The sequence below is a fragment of the Kocuria soli genome (genome assembly GCF_003797835.1).
Lineage (GTDB): Bacteria > Actinomycetota > Actinomycetes > Actinomycetales > Micrococcaceae > Kocuria > Kocuria soli.
Map to the genome: position 1 here is coordinate 295,424 of NZ_RKMF01000001.1, position 19,006 is coordinate 314,429.

Sequence of the window (19,006 nt, forward strand, 5' to 3'; positions counted from 1 at the left end):
TTAGCATCGGAGGCATGGCCGACCAGGAGCCGCACTCCCCCACCACCCCGCCGACAACCGGACGCACCGGGCTCTCCGCGCGCTTGCTGGGCGGCGGCATCGAACCCGACCCGCGATTCACCCTGGCCAACGAGCGCACGTTCCTGGCGTGGATCCGTACGGCCCTGGCCTTCCTGGCCGGCGGCGTGGCGTTGGAGGCCTTTGCCGGGGACGTCTTCCCCACGGTGGTGCGCACCGGCCTGGCGATCACCCTGCTGCTGGTCGGCATGGTGATCGCCGCCGGAGCCACCACCCGATGGATTCGCGTGGAACGCGCGATGCGCCATTCCCTGCCGTTGCCGTTGCCCTGGATCGCCCCGGTTCTGGCCACGGGCGCGGCGATTGCCACGGGCATCATGCTCGGGGTGTTGATCTTCCGATGAACGCGCGGCACTCCGCGGTGGTGGATCCCGGCCTCCAACCAGAGCGCACCACGTTGGCCTGGTCCCGGACGCTCATGGCCTTCGTGACCGTGGCGGCGCTGTTCCTGCGCTGGGGTGGCGAGCACGGCGCCGTCGTCGTGCTGCTCTTCGGTGGCGCCATCGCCGTGGCGCTGGCCATCGGCGCCACCCAACGACGGCGCTACACGCACCGCGCGCAGGCCATGGGTCAGCCCACGGGACAACCCAAGGTGGGCCCCGCCGTGGCCCTGTCGGCCGCGGTGGTCCTGCTGGGCGCGGCCGGCCTGGCGGTCATCCTGATCTGAGCGGTCAGCTCGCCCGGAGAGGGCGGAGGAACGACGGCGCTCAGGCCACTTCGTCCTCACGGTTGCGGGAGAGATCCGCTTGGGCAGGCTCCACTCGCTTGGAGCCGGTCACCAGTTTGTGGCCCCACCAGAACGCCAGGAACAGGGGCAGTCCCAGGTAGGAGGACAGCAGCGACACGGGGGTGATCGTCCCGTTGATGAACGCCTCGTAGCTCTGGCCCACGATCACCAGGAGGCACATGGCCAGGGCGATGAGCGGTCCGGCGGGGAAGAACTTCGCCCGGAACGGCAGTTCGCTCACGGAGCGCCCCTGGGCCTTGAAGGCCTTGCGGAAGTTGTAGTGCGTCCAGGCGATTCCGGCCCAGACGATGAACCCGGCAAGCGCGGACGCGTTGATCAACCACGTGTAGACCGCGCCGTTGCCGAACCACGTGGTACCGAAGGCCAACAGCCCGAAGGCTGCGGTGGCCCACAGCGCATTCATGGGCACCCCACGGCGGTTGAGTTTGCGCAGGAACCGTGGCGCCTTGCCCTCCATGGCCAGCGACCAGAGCATGCGCGTGGAGGCGTACAGACCGGAGTTGCCCGCCGAGAGGATGGCCGTCAGGATCACGGCGTTCATGACCGAGGCCGCGAAGGCGACACCCGCGTTCTGCAGCACCAGGGTGAACGGGGACATGGCCACGTCAGCTTCACCGGAGGCCAGCAGGTTGGGGTGCGTGTAGGGCAGCAAGAATCCGATCACGGAGATCGCGCCGACGTAGAACAGCAGGATGCGGAAGAAAACGGTGCGGATGGCCTTGGGGACGGTGGTCTCCGGGTCCTGGGCCTCACCCGCGGCAACACCCACCAGTTCGGTCCCCTGGAAGGAGAACCCGGCCACCATGAAAATCGCCAGGATGGTGATGGGGCCGCCCACGAACGGGGCTTCCTCCGTGGTCCAGTTGCCGAAGCCCGGGCTTTCCCCGCCCAGGATCCCGGCAATCATCAGCACGCCCAGCACCAGGAAGACGATCACGGCGGTGACCTTGATGGCCGAGAGCCAGAACTCACCTTCGCCGTACGTGCGGGTGGACAGCGCGTTGAGTCCGAAGACGATGGCCAGGAACAGGGCCGACCAGATCCAGGCCGGGGTATCCGGGAACCAGAACTGCATGATGATCGCCGCCGCCACGAGTTCCGCGGCCACGGTGATCGCCCAGTTGAACCAGTAGTTCCACCCGATCGCGAATCCGAACGACGGCGACACGTACCGTCCCGCGTGATCGCCGAAGGAACCCGAGGTCGGTCGCCACGCGGACATCTCGCCCAGGGACTGCATGAGCAGGTAGACCATGAGCCCGATCAGGACGTAGGCCACCAGCGCACCACCCGGGCCGGCCGTGGCGATCGAGTTGCCCGAGGCCACGAACAGGCCCGTCCCGATGGCACCGCCCATGGCGATCATGGTCATGTGACGGGTGTGCAGGCTGCGTCGCAGGCCTTCGCCTTCGGCCTTGCTGCTCACCTGTGCTGCTCGCTCAGTGGACACGGGTGTGCCTCTCGCTCGGTGGTGCTGGATCCTGGCAACCACCGCTGTGAGACGAGTCGAGACACGGAGGTGGCGTCATCCCGGGAGCGTACCGGACCGATCCGCCCAAGCGGGCCACATCACGACGACGTCGGGACGTGGCCGCGGTGCCGAGTGCCGCGCCCTCGGTGTCGTTGTGGCGTGGACCCTCCCCGTCTTTCGTCGACTCCCGCCCCGCTGATTCGTGGCCGATGGTCCATACCGTGAGGTGAACCCTCGTTCCTAGCGTGGAGATCGTCAGCGGGGGCAGCCCAGCCACCGCAACGATCAGAGGAGAACATCATGACCGCGACACTCACCGCACCCAAGTCGGTCGACGAACAGCGCTCGAGCTCCACACCTCGTGACGCCGCCGGTGCCCTCCGGACACCAACGATGATCGAACGCACCCTCGCCATGTTGCTGTGGCTCAACGCTGCCCCTGCGAACGCGCAAGCCAACCTGCAGGAGCGGCGTCGCAACGGCGCTGGCCCCGTGGTGGTGATCTTCGTGGTCGCCATCGCCGTGCTCCTGGTGTTGGCCGCAGCGGTGTCAGCTGCTGTCGTCATCTACTGCGCCAACAAGGGCATGAACTTCGAGTGGTACGTCAAGACCAGCTGGTTCGAAGTCAAGGTCGCCTGCAGCAAGTGACCCAGCCATGGGTTGCACCTGGACACCTATTTGTGCGCCGCGCAGGCGCCAAGAACGGGAGATGACATGACTGCCTGGAACCTCGAACACTCACAAAACCCCTCTCGCCGGGGGCTGAACCGAACCGTACTGCTCACCGCACTCGGCGCCGTCGCGGGACTCCTCGTCGGCGTGGTCCTGACCGTGGGCGTCGTGATCTGGGGAATGTCACAGGTCGTCGAACAGGGTGGAACGGTGTCCTTGCAGCCCATCATCGAGTTGCAGCAAGCAGCCAACGGCGATGTCACCGCCCATTCCGGAAACGGGGTCTTGACCCTGGCCATGATCGGTCTCCTCGTCGGAGCCGTTGCGGGGGCCCTGACCGGTCACTTCACCCGGAAGAGCTGAAGTGCAATGACACGCACCGCTGAGTCCGCGCCGTCCTCTGGGCAGCCAAATCTCCCGCTCCGGCTTGAGCGCGGCATGGGAGAAGGCCCGTTCCGGCTTCGGCGCGGACTCAGCGGCGTGTTCCTCGCCGTTGTTCCACCTGCTCTGCGACTCACCACCGCATTCGCGGTTCCCTTCGTGTCCGCGGCCTGGTTACTGGCCCCGTTCCTGGGTGCAACGCCCGCCGTACTGTGCGCAGTGTCTGTTCTGATCTGCCCGGCGGCGTTCGTGGCCCACGAACTTGCCCACGCGGCCGTTTACACCATCCTGGCTCCGGCTGACGCACCCGAGGCGAAGGGGCACAGCACTGTCTGGACCGCCCATGTCGAACGCGGAGCCCTCCCCGCAGCACAGGATGTGCTGGTCACTCTCGCAGGCCCTCTCGTCGGTCTTGCCGTGGCTGTGCTCCCTCAGCTGAGCGCATGGGTCGTGGGAGCTTCACTGGAAATCCATGTGGCCCTTGTGCCTTCTTCCACCTTCGCTCTCCAACACCTCGGCTCGATCTTGCCTGGAACCGACGATTTCACGGCTCTGATCGAGGCCTTGCGAGAGAGCAGGACCGTGGCCTCTCCCAGCAAGGAGCAGGCCCCCGGAACTGAATCGACCCGATGAATCGAAAGGACTCCACTGTGTCCACCGAGAATCAGACCCAGGCAACACCCGAGCCGCCTGCTGGAGACGGTTTGACGGTGACCCGTCTGACCAGCGGTTACCGGCGCGGTTCGGATGTCGTGAAGGACGTTTCGATGCGTGCGACGGCGGGGCGAATAACAGCCCTGGTGGGTCCCAACGGGTCCGGCAAGTCCACGTTGTTGCACACCGTTCTGGGGCTGATCCGGCCCCGCGACGGGGAAGTCCTGCTCGACGGCACACCCATGGTTGACCAGATGAGTTCCAGGGTGGGGTTCTGTGCGGATGACCTCCCCGTCCCCGAGTTGCTCACGGGACTCGAGTACGTCGAGACCATGGCTCTGCTCCGCTCCGTCGCCGTCGACCGGGCCGAAATCCTCGAGTACTTCGCGGCTCTGCGCATGGCCGATGCCGCCGGTGATCTCGTGGGCTCCTACAGCCACGGCATGAAGCGAAAGGTGCAATTGGTGGCCAACGTATTGCACCGGCCGTCCTTGTTGATCCTGGACGAACCCTTCCGGGGCCTCGATCCGGAAACGGCCGCGCTCCTGCGCAGAGTGCTCACAGAGACCGCGGCGAACGGCCGGGCCATCCTGGTGTCCACCCATGACTTGGGTGCCGTGGAGTCCTTTTGCCACGACGTCGTCGTGCTTTCGCGAGGGCAGGTCGTCCTGGACGATCGGGTCGAGACACTCCGAGCAGCCGCCCAAGGCAGCGACACCTTCCTCGAGGACGCATTCTTGGACGTCACCGGCCTACGCGACAACGTCGAAGAGTCCGCGCAGCGGGCGGCCACATTGATCGGAGGACGGTCATGAGTTCCGTCGGCACGTTGGTCCGCGCCGAGAACAAGGCCTTGTTCCACCACCTCGATCGGCAACTGGGCGGACCAGCGGTAAAAGTTGCATTGCTGGCCGCTGTGGTGATCGCCGGGCTGGTTCTCAACGGTTTGGTCGCCGTGGTGCTGGGGCAGATTCTCGACGGCGCGCGGGAAACCCTCACCCAAGCAGGTGCCTCCTCGGAGACCACGACCCGCACGTTGAGGCAGGCCACCGCCGTCCTGCCCTACGCCTTGGCCCTCGGGCCGGCGGCCGCCGTCCTACTGCTGCACCTGGTCATGCCCCCAGGTTCCCCGTTGCTCCTGCATGCCCGAATGGTCGGCACGAGCCGATGGACTTGTGGTTCCGCTCGCTACCTCGGGCAACTGATCTGGGGCCTGGTGTTGGGAACGAGCATGCTGGCCGGTGGAGCCTGGGCCTTGTCCACCAGTCTCTCGGAACGGCCGATACGCGCCATGATCGGTGTGATCCTATTGGGGGCGGTCGTGGCTGCGTCGTCCACTACCGTGTTGACTGCCGCCCAGTCCTTTCTGCACCCCGTACTGCGGTCCTACGAGTCCGCGCGTGCCGTGGGGCTGCTCACCGTCTGCACCGGCATCGCCTTGGTGTTCTCGGACATCCTGCGGGGAGCATCCGGTGGCCCCTCCGCCCTGGGCAGCCTCTCCCGGGCCTGGGGTGGGCTGCTCCCGGACTCTCTTGCAGCGCATGGATTGCTGCTCCTCATGCTGCTCACGGCAATCATTCTGGGCCTGGCCGCCGCGCGTTCCGATGCCTCCGGCGGCGCGCTGTCCGTACACGGTCGAGCCCGAACCCTTCCGACCACCCGGTGGCCAACCCTGGATCTGGTCACCCGTGAACTTGCCCAGGTTCTGCGGGACCCCGTGGTCCGGGTCGCCATGATTACCTCGGTGGTGCTGGCAGGTCTCCTCGCCGCAGGGGTCCACACGGTAGGACTGCACCCCGGAATCGCGGTCATGGTCATCGTGCTCATCTCCGCCATGGGGGCAGAAACCGTCCACGGCCGGACACGGGAGACGGCCTGGATCCTGCGTTTGGCGGGACTCTCCCCGCTCTCGATCGCTTTGTTGCGGACCCTGCCCTATCTCGGGTTGCAACTTTCCGTGCTGGTCCTCTTCCTAGCACCTGTGGCGCTGCCGTTCGGCGGCCCGCTTGCCTGGGCTGAGGCTCTGAGCTTGTTCGCGCTCACCTTCACTGTCGCGTTGCTGGCCGGCACCTTGGTCCCTTACGACCGTCAGGCGCCCACAGCGGTAGCGGTGACCTCGGTGTTGACGCTGTCTCTGGAGATCCTGGCCCTGGGACTGATCACATGGGCCTTCAGTCTCCAAGGTTGGACCTTGATCCTCGTGGATCTGGCACTGGCCGCTGCGTTGTTCACGGTGGCTGTGCGGTTCATGACCCGCAGTGTCTCCACGTGCTTGGGCTGACGCAACCTGTGACCATGGAGCACATCGGTCCGGTCCGTCTTACTCCGTCTTACTCCGTCTTACTCCGGCAGAGCCGGAGTAACCAGGCGCATCTGTGTGGCGCGGATGAGCAATTGAACCCGGTCGCGCACCTGCAACTTGGTGCAGCTGGAGCCCAAGTACGCCTTGACCGCACCGACGGACACGTGCATGGCCGTCGCAATCTCCTGGTTGGACATCCCTTCCGCCAACCTGGCCAGACACTCCAATTCGCGATCTGTCAGCTGAGCCGCCAAAACATCGCTTCGTGGCCGGTCCGGGCCGTCGAGACCTTGGCGGGGGACCCCGTCAAGGGTCATGGCCCTGCGACCGGGTAGGTGGTCAACCACCCAGGCAGTGAGCGCGCGGGCGGCCTCCGGGGACAACGGCATGCCGTCCTCCAGCACAGCTTGCACCGCGGGGACGAGGTCCGTGGCAGCACGGTCCTTGACGAGGTATCCGCTGGCACCTGCTCCCATCGCTTCCAACACCAGGTCCTCCGTGCTGAAAGTCGTCAAGGCCAGGACCGGTAAGTGCGGGTCCTGCGCGTGTAACTCCCTGATGGCCTCGACGCCGGACAGGTGGGGCATTCGAAGGTCCATGAGGACGATGTCCGGGCTGACCGCAGCACACACCACCAATGCCTCTTCGCCGTTTCCGGCAACCTCGATGCTCGACACGTCAAGTTCGTCACTTGCCTGCAACAGTGCACAGATTCCTTGCCGTACCAACGGTTCGTCGTCCACGACCACAATCGAGGGTCCAGTCATGGGCTCAACCCTACGGGAGAGCGTTTGACGGTTCATCCGCCGGATCCATTGTGACAACGGCGGTGCCGAGCGCCGGAACACCGGAATCGTAGACAAAAGTCCATGGGCTCCTCTGGGCTCCGGGTACCACCATGGGTGTCACGCCATGGGCTGAACCGTGGTGGTTTAGCCCCTTTGATGGAAGCCAAGGAGTTCACGAATGTCACGTCGCACCCGTATCACAGCAGCGAGCCTGGTCATCAGCAGTCTGTTCCTGGGCACGGCCCCGGCGCAGGCACTTCCTTCCGCCGGTGGTTATCAAACCGGTGCGGACCGCTTCTTCTGCGAACTGCTCCGCCTAGACTGCGACTGACCCGAGGGCGGAACCGGCTCGATCAACCGCCCTTTCGGCGAGCCAGCGCGAACCAATGCGACAGGGAAGAGGTTGATCGGCCATTCCACATCGACTCCTCCCAGCACACCGACCTGGTCAGATCCAGGCGCGGGAAGCCGTCAGGCCTGTCTCCATTCCCCGGGCCGGGCTGGTGGCTCTGGCGACCTTGGCGATCGTGTCCACGGTCGATGACCTGCGATTCTCGGCTGAGGACCCGTGGAAGGTCGCCGTTCTGCTCACCGGTTGTGCCGCCGTCACTCTCGCGGGTATCCGCCCTCTGCTCGCACTTGTCTTGACCTGGGTAATGCTGGTGTTGGGCTGGCAGGCGGGCTCCGTGACAGCTTTGCTGCTGCCCTTGTGGCTGACCACCGCTGTGGTCCACGCCATCGTTGAGCGCAGGATCGGCATGATCCACGCTGTGACCGCGATCGTGGCCTTGACCGCGCTCGTGATCAGCCACACGACGTTCAGCGTGACTGCCGGGTTCTGGGGATGCACCATGCTGATCTTCACTGCCGTGGCGCTGGGCGAGATCCTGCGCTGGGCTTTGGAGGCGCGAGAACAATCACACCGGGCGGAAGAGACACGACGGCAGGAGGCCGTTGAGCACGAGCAGCGCCTGGCGAGGGCTCGCGACGACGAGCGTTCGGCCCTTGCTCGAGCTCTGCACGACGTGGTGGCCAGCCAGCTCACCATCATCGCGACCACGGTTGCGGCCGCCAGAACCAGCTCACAACCTCAGGCATTGCACGACGCATTGGACGTGGTGGACTCCTCCACGCAGACCGCGTTGGTCGAGATGCGTGAACTGCTTCAGGTCCTGGACCGGGCCGAGACCAGAGGTGACTCGGCCCGGCCGGCAACCCGGGTCACGGACCCACCCTCCGCCCGCATCTCCCATTTGGCCAGGACCCTCACGCGGTTGGGACGCGAGGTCACGATGGATCTCGACACCCATGCTCTGGACACGGTCAACGCAGCGACGGCCGATGCTGCCGTCCGGGTTGTCCGAGAATCGCTGACCAACGCCGTGCGCTACGCGGGTGACGGCCCGACCTCCGTGAGCGTTCAAGCTGTGGACCGTTGGCTGGAGGTGCGTGTACGAACGCCGCAGATCGGGCAGCAGGCACCGGACCGACTCCGTTCGATGGGCTCGGGCCGCGGTTTGGAGGGGTTGGCCACCACGGTGAACGAAGTTGGTGGCAGTTTGCGTGCGGGTCCCGATCACAGCCATTGGTTGGTCGAGGCGCAGCTTCCCCTCAGTCGATGAGTCAGTCGATGAGGTCGCGCACCTCGATGGTGTGCTCGCGGTCCGGACCCACGCCGATCGCGGAGATCCTGGTCCCGGACATGGCCTCGAGTTCGCGCACATAGGTCTGCGCGTTCGCGGGCAGGTCCTCGATCGAGCGGGCACCGGAGATGTCCTCGGTCCACCCGGGGAAGTCCTCGAAGATCGGCTTGGCGTGGTGGAACTCGGTCTGGGTCATGGGCATCTCGTTGTGCCGCACGCCGTCGACGTCGTAGGCCACGCACACGGGAATGGAGTCGATCCCGGTGAGCACGTCCAGCTTGGTCAGGAAGTAGTCCGTGAACCCGTTGATGCGGGAGGCGTGGCGAGCCATGACGGCGTCGTACCACCCGGTGCGGCGCGGCCGCCCGGTGTTCACGCCGAACTCGCCACCCACGGTGCGCAGCCGTTCGCCCCAGGAGTCGAAGAGTTCGGTGGGGAACGGGCCCGCACCCACACGCGTGGTGTAGGCCTTGATGATGCCGACGGAACGGGTCATGCGCGTGGGGCCGATACCCGCGCCCACACAGGCCCCACCCGTGGACGGGTTGGAGGAGGTCACGAACGGGTAGGTGCCGTGGTCGACGTCCAGGAACGTTGCCTGACCACCTTCCAACAGCACGGTCTTGCCGGCGTCCAGGCCGTCGTTGAGCAGCCGGGTGGAGTCCACGATCATGGGCGCCAACCGATCGGCGTAGCCCAGGAAGTAGTCGACGATCTCCTGCGTCTCGATGGCCCGACGGTTGTAGAGCTTGACCAGCAGTTCGTTCTTCTGCCGCAGGGCGCCTTCGATCTTCTGCGCCAGGATGGATTCGTCCAGGACGTCCTGGACGCGGATGCCTAAACGCCCCACCTTGTCCATGTAGGCCGGGCCGATGCCGCGTCCCGTGGTGCCGATCGCGCGCTTGCCCAGGAAACGTTCCGTGACCTGATCCATGGTCTGGTGGTACGGGGCCACCAGGTGCGCGTTGGCGGAGATCCGCAGCTTGGAGGTGTCCGCACCCCGGGCCTCCAGTCCGTCGATCTCCTCGAACAGAGCCTGCGGATTGACCACCACGCCGTTGCCGATCACGGGGGTGGCCTGCTCGGAGAGGATGCCGGCGGGAAGGAGCTTCAGCTCGAACTTCTCACCGCCCACGACCACCGTGTGACCTGCGTTGTTGCCGCCGTTGGGTTTGACCACGAAGTCCACTCGGCCGCCCAGAATGTCCGTGGCCTTGCCCTTGCCTTCGTCGCCCCACTGGGCACCGACGATCGAGATCGCTGGCATATCAGATGCGCTCCTGAGTTCGGCGCGAATGGCACCGGTCTGCGGTCGTGTACCCGCCGAGTCTACCGCGCCCGGCAGACGTCGCTCCTGGGCGAATACCTCAACGGTGAGCCGTTGCGAGGCCCGGGAAAGCCCGGATATAACTGTCTCGCTATCTATCCAGAGCGGCTGAGAGACCTGGCTCGTCGACGCCGCAGCAACCATCCTGTTCGCAGGAACGGTGCTCCCGCCAGGACCGATGGAGCGATCTGTGTTCCGTGGTCCACCGGACCGTCGTCGTTGTCACGACGCACGGCCGTGGAGTCTCGCGTGCACCCTCTGTCGGGGGTACATGGAAGGAGACCCACGAACGTGACCGACCCCCACACCGAACGCCCGCGCACCCCGGCGTTGTCCTACGAACTCTTCCCGCCGAGGAGCGAGGCCAGCCGGGAGTCGCTGCTGGCCACCCTCGACGAGCTGGCCCCCACGGCCCCGGACCACGTGTCCGTGACCACGGGCGCCGATGCCCTACGACGACGACGGTCGTTGTCACTGCTGCACCACCTGGTCCACGAGACCCCGTTCCGACCCCTGGCCCACGTGCTCTGCGTGGGCCCCACGGAGGCCGAACTGACCGCCCTGATCAGTGATCTCCTGGACGTGGGGGTGCGCGGCATCCTGGCGTTGCGCGGTGACCGACCGGCGGGCGTCACGGAGGCCCGCGAGGACGAGTTGCCCTTCGCCCGTCACCTGGTGGACCTGATCCGCAGGGTCGAACGCGACAGCGCCCACCGACTGTGCGGCGGGCGGGTGTCCGTGGGTGTGGCGGCATACCCCGTCAAGCACCCCGAGTCCACGAGCGTGAGTCAGGACCTGGAGGTCCTGTTGGCCAAACAGCGCGCGGGTGCCGACTTCGCGATCACCCAGGTCTACCCGCAGGCGGAGGACTACGAGAAGTTCGTGGCTCGCGCCCGCAAGTCCGGTGTGGAACTGCCGATCGTCCCCGGAATCCTGCCCGTGACGGGCCTGCGCCGTTACCTCACCGTGTGCCGGATGGCCGGCGTGGACCCGGATCCTCGGCTGGCCCACGAGCTCGAGACCGCCGGATCGGACCGCCTACGGCATCAGGCCGGTGTGAAGGCTGCGGTCCGCCTGGCTCGCACAGCCCTGGACGCGGGCGCCCCGGGCCTGCACCTCTACACCTTCAACGAACACCATGCCGCCTTGGACGTCCTGGAGCAGCTGGATCTGCCCCGGCCCGTCCCGCCCACGACCGACGACATCACCCAGCCCCTTCCACTGACACCCGAACCGACCGCTGTACCGAACCCTGAACCGACCCGCACGAACCGCGAGGAGACCACCGTGACCAGCCCCAACCAGCCCAACACCGCGCAGTACGCCTCCGACCAGTCCGCCCCGGCGAAGGACGCGGCCGCGTTCCCCGCCGCAACGATCCTCGGCTACCCGCGCCTGGGCCCCCGGCGCGAGCTCAAGTCCGCACTCGAGTCCTACTGGGCGGGGCGCTCCACCGCCGCGGACCTGGACCGGTCGGCCACTGAACTGCGCGACTCCACCGTCGCCCACATCACGGAACGGGGCCTGGAGGGTGACAGTGCGGTTCCGGCGGGTCACGCGCTCTACGACCAGGTCCTGGACACCCTGGTGGCCGTGGGCGCGGTGCCCGAACGATTCAGCGACCTGCGCGTCGGCCAGGGACCTGCCGCCGGATCCGTTGACCGCGACGGGTCCTTCGTCCTGGCCCGCGGGGACGCCGCCCGCCAGCCGCTGGAGATGACCAAGTGGTTCGACACCAACTACCACTACCTGGTCCCGGAGATCGGGCCCACGACCACGTTCACCGCCACCCCCTACGAACTGATCGACGCGGTGACCCGGGCTGCGGCCGACGGACGCACACTCCGCCCGAGCATCGTGGGTCCGGTGACCTTCCTGGCCCTGGCCAAGGACGACGGCACCTCGCCCACCCCGGTCCGTCCGCTCGACCGGCTGGAGGACCTGCTCCCCGTCTACGCCGACATCCTGGCCGCTCTCCGCACCGCGGGGGCGCAGTGGGTCCAGATCGAGGAACCCGCCCTGGTCGCCGACTTCGCGCACGTCACCGGCAACGAGTTGCGTGACGCCGTCGAACGCGCCGCCGGGTACCTGGCGGAGCTGGACGACCGGCCGAAGATCCTGGTGACCACCCCGTACGGCGACGCCGGGGATCTGCTTGCCCCGCTGGTCGCCTCCGGCGTGGAGGCCGTGCACGTGGACCTGGTCCGCGGGGGGCTTTCGGCCGAGCAGGTCGCCCTGTTCACGGGTGAGGGCGCGCCGACCCTGGTCGCGGGCGTCGTGAACGGTCGCAACATCTGGCGCACGGACCTGGACGCGGTCCTGACCAGGCTCGAGTCGCTGCGATCCGCCGGGGCGACGGTCAGCGTGGCCACCTCGACGTCGTTGATCCACGTCCCGCACACGCTCGAGGGCGAGGACGACCTCGATCCCACGGTGCGCAGCTGGCTGGCCTTCGCCGACGAGAAGATCACCGAGGTCGTGACCCTGGCCCGCGGGCTGGCCGAAGGGCGGGAGGCGATCGCCACCGCGTTGGAGGAATCGGCAGCTGCCCTCACCTCACGCGTGACAGCGCCGGGGGTGGTCGATCCGGGCGTGCGCGAACGTGCGGCCCGACAGACTCCCGCCGACACCCGGCAAACACCGGCACACGTCCGGAGGGAGGCCCAGTCCCGGCGACGGTTCGGCTCCGCCCAGCTGCCACCGCTGCCGACCACGACCATCGGTTCCTTCCCGCAGACCGGGGAGGTCCGGAAGGCCAGGGCGGACTTCCGACTGGGACGGATCGACCGGGAACAGTACGAACAGTTCCTGCGCGCGGAGATCACGCGGGTGGTTGAGCTGCAGGAGGACCTGGGCCTGGACGTCCTGGTTCACGGCGAGCCCGAACGCAACGACATGGTGCAGTACTTCGCCGAGAACTTCGACGGTTTCGCGGTCACGAGCAACGGCTGGGTCCAGTCCTACGGATCCCGCGCCACACGCCCGTCGATCCTGTGGGGCGACGTCTCACGGGCCGGTGAAGGACTGGAGGGCGATGCCTTCACGGTGCCGTGGATCGAGTTCGCCCAATCCCTGACCCAGCACCCGGTCAAGGGCATGCTCACGGGCCCCGTGACCATCCTGGCGTGGTCCTTCGTGCGGGAGGACCAGCCCCTGGGGCACACCGCGGACCAGGTGGCGTTGGCCCTGCGGGACGAGATCGCCGACCTGGAGGCCGCCGGCATCGGCATCATCCAGGTCGACGAACCGGCCCTGCGCGAACTCCTGCCGCTGCGCCGGGTCGACCGCACCGCCTACCTGGACTGGGCCGTGGACGCCTTCCGGCGAGCCACCGCCGGTGCCGCTGACGACACCCAGATCCACACCCACCTGTGCTACTCGGAGTTCGGTGACGTGATCGAAGGCGTGGACGCCCTGGACGCGGACGTGACCTCGATCGAAGCCGCCCGCTCACGCATGGAAGTCCTGGCCGACGTGCGCTCGGTCGGCTTCTCCCGCGGACTGGGCCCCGGCGTGTGGGACATCCACTCCCCGCGGGTCCCATCCGTGGACGAGATCGAGTCCCTGTTGATCAGCGCCCTCGAGTACGTGGACGCGGACCTGCTGTGGGCCAACCCGGACTGCGGCCTCAAGACCCGCGGCTACCGCGAGACCGAGGAGAGCCTGCGCAACCTGGTGGCGGCCACGGCAAGGGTGCGCGAGCGCCTCAGGGGTGCACGGCTGAATTCAGGACTGGAGCTGCTCGGCCGCTGAGGGATCGGAGTCGTTGAGGAACTTCTGGATGCGCTCGGCCTCGTCCAGCTCGCCGATGGCGGCTGCGGCCTGGCCGAGCGCGGCCAGGGCCCGAAGGAACCCACGGTTCGGCTCGTGCGAGAACGGCACGGGTCCGTGCCCCTTCCAGCCGTTGCGACGCAGGGCGTCGAGCCCGCGGTGGTAACCGACCCGCGCGTAGGCGTAGCCCTCCAGGGTGCGCCCGTCGGTCAGTGCCTCCTCGGCCAGGATCGCCCAGGGCAGCTGCTCCTTGGGGAAGGCACGGGCCAGGTCCTCGGCCTCGTCCCCGGCGTCGAACCGGGCGACCAGTTCCGGGTTCTCCTCGAGCAACGTGGGGTCGGGTTCTCCCAGGAGGTTCTTTCCGAGCTGGCTCATGTTCGTCCTTCCGACGGGTGCCGTCCGGGACGGCGCGTTGTCCTGCTGTGTTTGCTTCCCGCCAGCCTAACGACGGCGTCGTCGGGAATCAGCCGACGGACAACGCACAGGGGGCGCCGACCGCGTGAAAGAAATCATGATTCGGCCGAGAAATCGACTCCTCCCAACCCATCGACTCGGCCCGTCCGTAACTAATACGCTGGCGCACGCACACCGCATGACGAAGGAGTTCCGTGCGCATTCTCAGCCGTTCGTCGGCACCGGCAGTACCCGACGACGACGATTCGTTGATCCGCCCCTGGCACCAGGGCGCGATCACCCCGCCGCGCCTCTTGCTGGCCCTCAAGGCCGCGACCGCCTGCACCATCGCGTGGGTCGTGGCTCCGTACATGCCAGGGGTCGTGGCCGAGTACCCGTTCTACGCCCCGCTGGGCGCTCTCTCCGTCATGTACCCCACGTTGCTGGGTTCGATGCGCACGGGCTTGCAGACGATCATCGGTCTGGCGTTGGGCATGGCCCTCGCGTTGATCGTCCTGGTGACGGATCTGAACACGATCATCACGTTGTTCATCGTGATCGCACTGGGCACCATCCTGGCGGGGGTGCGCAAACTGGGGGTGGGCGCCGACTACATCCCCATGACGGCATTGTTCGTCCTGGTGATCGGCGGTCCGAACGCCGACGCGTACTCGATGGGCTACCTGGTGCAGATGACCACGGGCGCCCTGATCGGACTGGCGGTGCACCTGTTGGTGGCACCACCGGTGGACATCCGTTCGGCGTCGCTCGAGCTCGGCCGCGCGGAGAAGCTGCTCATGCACTACCTGCGCGACGTGGCCACGGAGGTCCGCGCGCCGGGTTCGACCACGCGCCGGGACTGGCTCGAGATCAACCAGCAGCTCGCGCAGATGACCATGGAGGTGCGCGGGATCGTCCAGGAGCAGGCCACGGCCATGAAGGGCAACCCGCGCATGCTCCTGCCGAACAGCAAGAACCAGGACCCCGGGCTGGCCCGCCTGCTGCGCGTGGAACACGTCGCGTTCTACATGCGCAACCTCACGGACGTGCTGCGTCGGCTCTTCGCCACGGATGGTTCGCACATGGTGGTGCCCGCGGAGGTGTCCAAGGAGCTCGAACGCGCCCTGCGCGCCGTCGCCGAAGTCATGCGCGTGGCCTGGCGAGTGGACACGGCCTCACTCACCGCGTTGACCACCGCACTCACGATCGTCCCGTTGAACCTCGACGACGAGGAGAAGGACGAGGTCGCCATACTGGCCAAGCGCGCCCGTTCGCGGATCGCTGATCTCTCCGACCAGCTGGAGAACCTGGAGATGCGCAACACCTGGGACCACTGGTGGCTGGTCGCCGTGAGCACTGACCTGGAACGCATCCTCCAGACCGTCACCACCCACGGCGCCTCCAACCCGCCACCGCCGGCCAGACGGACGAAGGTCAGGGCACTGCCCCTCCCCATCCGGCGCTGACTCCTCGGGTACTCGGGCTAGGCTTCATTGCACTGCCCGCCCCCAGGAGGCCCCCCTTGACCACGTACCGTTCACCCTTCCCTGGCCTCGACGCGCCCGCGTCCGGCCCGGGCGGTGCACCGGAGGGACTCAAGCCCATCTGGATCGAGCACCCGGATCTGGAAGCCATGGGCCGCAGAGGCTTCCGGCGCTTCCGCAACGAATTCGACCGGGAACCCGAGGGGATCTGGATGGCCCCGGGCCGCGCGAACCTCAACGGCGAGCACATCGACTTCCTGGGCGGCCGTTGCCTCCCCATGGCGCTGCCCTACGGGACGCTGGTGGCCGCGGCGCCGCGAACGGACGGGCTGCTGCGGATGCGCACGCTGGAGCCCACCCTGGATTCAGGGATCGTGGAGGTCCCGGTCGATTCGATCGTACCCGGTACACCGGAAGGGTGGACCGGGTACGTGGCCGGGGCCCTCTGGGCGCTGCGCATTGCCGCCGAGAGTCATCCGGAGCTCGCCGTTCCCGAGAACTTCGGTGCAGATCTGCTGATCCGCTCCACTTTGCCCGTGGGAGGTGGGCTGTCCTCCTCCGCCGCGCTCGAATGCGCGGCCATCCTGGCTTTCGTGGGCATGATCACGGGACCCCGGGACCTGGACGACGACACCCGGGCCGTCCTGGCCCACGCGTGCATGATGGCCGAGGTCCAGGTGGTCGGGGCGGCCACGGGTGGGCTGGACCAGACCGCCAGTCTGCGCTCCCTGCCCGGCCACGTCCTCTCCCTGGACTGCCGGGACTTCTCAATCACCCACCACCCGATCGCGCCCCTGGTCGAAGGTCATCGTCTGGTCGGCGTGGACACCAGCACCCCGCACTGGCTGGGCGGCGACGACTTCAGTTCCCGCCGCAAGGACGCCGAGGCCGCGGCCCGCTTCCTCGGTGCCGAAAGGCTGCGGGACCTTCTGCCCGAATCCCCGGACGCGGAGGACGTGGAGGCGGTGCTCGCACGTTGGGACGCCGCCGACCCCCGCCCCGCGGACCTCGACGGGCGCGACGTGGCGGGCTGCCGCCGTCGTCTGCGGCACGCCCTGACCGAGATGCTGCGTTCCGAGCGGATCGACGCCCTGCTGCGCCACGGGGCACCGGACTCGGTCCCGGGTGGGGCTCCGGGGGAACTCGGACGCATCCTCACCGAGGGCCACGCCTCGATGCGCGACGACGCCGAAGCCTCCTTCGCCACCGCGGATCTGATCGTGGAAACGGCCCTGGCGCACTCGGCGGCCGGCGCCCGCCTGATCGGTGGTGGCTTCGGCGGCTCGGTCCTGGCCCTGCTCCCGATGAACAAGGTCGACGCCGTCGTGCAGGCCGTGGACCGGGCGGTCCTGGCGGAGGGCCTGCCCCGGCCCCGGTTCCTGTGCATCGAGGCCAGCGCCCCCGGTGCCCAGCTCTGCCGCAACTGCGACTGACGTTCCGACCGGGCTCGGTGCCCTAAGACTGAGAACCGGGGGAAACACCTCCCCCCTTCCCCTACCGTATTTGTCATGACAAAATGACATAGATCACCCGAAGGAGCTCTCATGGCCACTGACGTACAGGTAGCGCTGGACCGGTCATCCCCGGTCCCGCTGTACCACCAGGTGGCGACCGCATTCGAGACAGCCATCCGGGACGGTTCGCTGCCGCCCGGGACGCGCCTGGACAATGAGATCGACCTGGCCAAACGTTTCAACCTGTCCCGGCCCACCATGCGTCAGGCCCTGGACCAGCTCGTCCAGGCGGGGCTCGTGGTTCGCCGCCGCGGGATCGGCACCCAAGTCGTCGAACCGCCCGTCCGACGGCCGCTTCAGCTGTCGTCCCTCTACGACGACCTGATCGAGCAGGGCTCCACGCCGACCACCGAGATCCTCGAGCTGACGCCGGTCGCCGCCGACCAGGACCGTGCGGAGTTGCTCAGCATCAAGGAAGGCACCCCGCTGCAGCACCTGCGTCGCGTGCGGTCCATCGACGGCACTCCCCTGGCGATCATGGAGAACTGGGTTCCGACCGACGTCCTGGAACTGGACCGGGCGCAACTGGGCGACCACGGTCTCTACGACCTCATGCGCGGCGCCGGTATCGACTTCCGACTGGCGCACCAGCGCATGGGCGCCACCGTGGCAGACAAGGAACAGGCCGCTCTGCTGGACGTCGACCCCGGCGCGCCGCTGGTGCAGATGGAGCGCGTTGCGCGGGATTCCAGCGGACGGGCCGTCGACGGCGGCCACCACCTGTACCGCGCCGACCTCTACTCCTTCGAGATGACGCTCGTGAAATGACCTCCTCCCCGTGCAAAGGAGCACCATGACCACCGCAGCTTCCAACTGGTTCCACCCGGCGGGCTCCACCGCCCACGACGACTGGTGGCTCGACCTGGGCACCCCCGACTCCCGCGTCCAGGCTCCGGGCTGGACGCACACCGGGCTCCGGGTGGCCGAACTCGCTCCGGGCGCTTCCGTGGACCTGCCCGCGCAGAACGAGGAACGCATCGTGGTTCCGTTGTCGGGTTCCTTCACGGTCACGGTCGGGGCACAGAACGACGTCGACACCAACGACGACGCGGGCGAAGTCCGCTACGAGCTGGCCGGGCGGCCCTCGGTCTTCGCGGGCCCCACGGACGTGCTCTACACGGGAATCAACCGCGGGTGCACCATTTCCTCGGCCTCCGGTGGCCGAGTGGCCGTGGCCTCCGCTCCCGCGAAGCACGACTACCCCGCCCGCCACGTGCTGCCCGAGGACGTGCCCGTGGAATTGCGCGGAGCCGGCCAGTGCTCCCGGCAGGTCCACAACTTCGGCAACCCGGCCATCCTGGAGGCCGATCGCTTCATCGTGTGCGAGGTCCTCACCCCGGCCGGCAACTGGTCCTCCTACCCTCCGCACAAGCACGACGAGGAGAAGGAAGGCGAGACCGCACTCGAGGAGATCTACTACTTCGAGATGCAGACCGCCAAGGACATGCCGGTCCCGACAGCCGAGGAAGGCGGCCCGGACGCCATGGGCTACCAGCGCGTCTACGCCTCCGACGACCGCGAGATCGACGTGACGGCGGAAGTCCGAACGGGCGACGTCGTGCTGGTTCCCTACGGCTGGCACGGACCGGCCATGACGCCCCCCGGCCACGACATGTACTACCTGAACGTCATGGCGGGCCCCGGCCCCGTCCGGGAGTGGCTCATCAGCGACGACCCCCACCACGGGTGGATCCGTCGGACCTGGGAGCAGGCCGAGATCGACTCGCGTCTACCCTTCACCGGCTGACTCCTGCCACCCACCCCTACGCTCGGCAGGCAA

Annotated in this window: 18 protein-coding genes and 1 riboswitch; of the genes, 14 read left to right on the forward strand and 4 right to left on the reverse strand. The window is 67.5% G+C overall.

The features are described 5' to 3' along the window. Positions 1–14: 14 nt before the first annotated feature. Both EDL96_RS01325 and EDL96_RS01330 read left to right on the forward strand, forming a co-directional pair. Complete coding sequence (locus tag EDL96_RS01325; protein WP_123823635.1) at positions 15–422, forward strand: YidH family protein; 408 nt, start codon at positions 15–17, stop codon at positions 420–422. Next, positions 419–745 carry a DUF202 domain-containing protein gene (locus EDL96_RS01330; protein WP_123823636.1) on the forward strand — a complete coding sequence of 109 codons (327 nt, stop codon included), beginning with the start codon at positions 419–421 and terminating at the stop codon, positions 743–745. Before EDL96_RS01325 ends, EDL96_RS01330 begins: the two co-directional genes overlap by 4 nt. A gap of 40 nt (positions 746–785) precedes the next feature. Here the strand turns inward: EDL96_RS01330 and EDL96_RS01335 are convergent, their stop codons facing one another. Next, positions 786–2,276, reverse strand: coding sequence for an amino acid permease (locus tag EDL96_RS01335; RefSeq protein WP_233568589.1), 1,491 nt, complete (start codon positions 2,274–2,276; stop codon positions 786–788). A 321-nt stretch (positions 2,277–2,597) separates the two neighbouring features. Between EDL96_RS01335 and EDL96_RS13405 the strand changes: the two genes are divergently transcribed. The 5 genes from EDL96_RS13405 (at position 2,598) to EDL96_RS01360 (ending at position 6,285) form a co-directional block, all read left to right on the forward strand. Beyond that, on the forward strand, positions 2,598–2,945 hold the full coding sequence (locus tag EDL96_RS13405; protein ID WP_199732502.1) for a hypothetical protein: 348 nt from the start codon (positions 2,598–2,600) through the stop codon (positions 2,943–2,945). 66 nt (positions 2,946–3,011) lie between these two features. Further along, a complete protein-coding gene (locus EDL96_RS01345; protein ID WP_123823637.1) occupies positions 3,012–3,332 on the forward strand; it encodes a hypothetical protein in 321 nt (106 codons plus the stop codon). Between the two features lie 6 nt (positions 3,333–3,338). After that, positions 3,339–3,983 (forward strand): hypothetical protein, encoded by a 645-nt coding sequence (locus EDL96_RS01350; protein ID WP_123823638.1) that lies wholly within the window; start codon positions 3,339–3,341, stop codon positions 3,981–3,983. A gap of 17 nt (positions 3,984–4,000) precedes the next feature. Next, on the forward strand, positions 4,001–4,819 hold the full coding sequence (locus EDL96_RS01355; RefSeq protein WP_158609454.1) for an ABC transporter ATP-binding protein: 819 nt from the start codon (positions 4,001–4,003) through the stop codon (positions 4,817–4,819). Beyond that, complete coding sequence (locus EDL96_RS01360; protein ID WP_123823640.1) at positions 4,816–6,285, forward strand: hypothetical protein; 1,470 nt, start codon at positions 4,816–4,818, stop codon at positions 6,283–6,285. The genes EDL96_RS01355 and EDL96_RS01360 overlap by 4 nt, the downstream gene beginning before the upstream one ends. A 59-nt stretch (positions 6,286–6,344) precedes the next feature. Here the strand turns inward: EDL96_RS01360 and EDL96_RS01365 are convergent, their stop codons facing one another. Further along, complete coding sequence (locus EDL96_RS01365; protein WP_123823641.1) at positions 6,345–7,073, reverse strand: response regulator transcription factor; 729 nt, start codon at positions 7,071–7,073, stop codon at positions 6,345–6,347. A gap of 199 nt (positions 7,074–7,272) precedes the next feature. On the opposite strand from EDL96_RS01365, the gene EDL96_RS13330 reads away from it, so the two are divergent. Both EDL96_RS13330 and EDL96_RS01370 read left to right on the forward strand, forming a co-directional pair. Beyond that, positions 7,273–7,425 (forward strand): hypothetical protein, encoded by a 153-nt coding sequence (locus tag EDL96_RS13330; protein WP_158609456.1) that lies wholly within the window; start codon positions 7,273–7,275, stop codon positions 7,423–7,425. Between the two features lie 196 nt (positions 7,426–7,621). Beyond that, positions 7,622–8,716 carry a sensor histidine kinase gene (locus EDL96_RS01370; RefSeq protein WP_123823642.1) on the forward strand — a complete coding sequence of 365 codons (1,095 nt, stop codon included), beginning with the start codon at positions 7,622–7,624 and terminating at the stop codon, positions 8,714–8,716. A gap of 1 nt (position 8,717) precedes the next feature. On the opposite strand, the gene EDL96_RS01375 is transcribed toward EDL96_RS01370, so the two are convergent. Then, positions 8,718–10,004 (reverse strand): adenylosuccinate synthase, encoded by a 1,287-nt coding sequence (locus tag EDL96_RS01375; protein WP_123823643.1) that lies wholly within the window; start codon positions 10,002–10,004, stop codon positions 8,718–8,720. 152 nt (positions 10,005–10,156) lie between these two features. Further along, a riboswitch (SAM riboswitch) is annotated at positions 10,157–10,249 on the forward strand. A gap of 106 nt (positions 10,250–10,355) precedes the next feature. Between EDL96_RS01375 and metE the strand changes: the two genes are divergently transcribed. Further along, positions 10,356–13,817 (forward strand): 5-methyltetrahydropteroyltriglutamate--homocysteine S-methyltransferase, encoded by a 3,462-nt coding sequence (gene metE / locus EDL96_RS01380; RefSeq protein WP_123823644.1) that lies wholly within the window; start codon positions 10,356–10,358, stop codon positions 13,815–13,817. Here the strand turns inward: metE and EDL96_RS01385 are convergent. Next, positions 13,791–14,210 carry a DUF3151 domain-containing protein gene (locus tag EDL96_RS01385; protein ID WP_123823645.1) on the reverse strand — a complete coding sequence of 140 codons (420 nt, stop codon included), beginning with the start codon at positions 14,208–14,210 and terminating at the stop codon, positions 13,791–13,793. The genes metE and EDL96_RS01385 overlap by 27 nt on opposite strands. Positions 14,211–14,443: 233 nt before the next feature. On the opposite strand from EDL96_RS01385, the gene EDL96_RS01390 reads away from it, so the two are divergent. From EDL96_RS01390 to iolB, 4 genes are all read left to right on the forward strand, one after another. Continuing rightward, a complete protein-coding gene (locus EDL96_RS01390) occupies positions 14,444–15,694 on the forward strand; it encodes an FUSC family protein (RefSeq protein WP_123823646.1) in 1,251 nt (416 codons plus the stop codon). A gap of 56 nt (positions 15,695–15,750) precedes the next feature. Next, complete coding sequence (locus tag EDL96_RS01395; RefSeq protein WP_123823647.1) at positions 15,751–17,145, forward strand: galactokinase; 1,395 nt, start codon at positions 15,751–15,753, stop codon at positions 17,143–17,145. Between the two features lie 111 nt (positions 17,146–17,256). After that, positions 17,257–17,994 carry a GntR family transcriptional regulator gene (locus tag EDL96_RS01400; RefSeq protein ID WP_123823648.1) on the forward strand — a complete coding sequence of 246 codons (738 nt, stop codon included), beginning with the start codon at positions 17,257–17,259 and terminating at the stop codon, positions 17,992–17,994. Positions 17,995–18,019: 25 nt separating this feature from the next. Next, positions 18,020–18,973, forward strand: a complete 954-nt coding sequence (iolB, locus tag EDL96_RS01405) for a 5-deoxy-glucuronate isomerase (protein ID WP_123823649.1) — start codon at positions 18,020–18,022, stop codon at positions 18,971–18,973. Positions 18,974–19,006 lie beyond the last annotated feature (33 nt).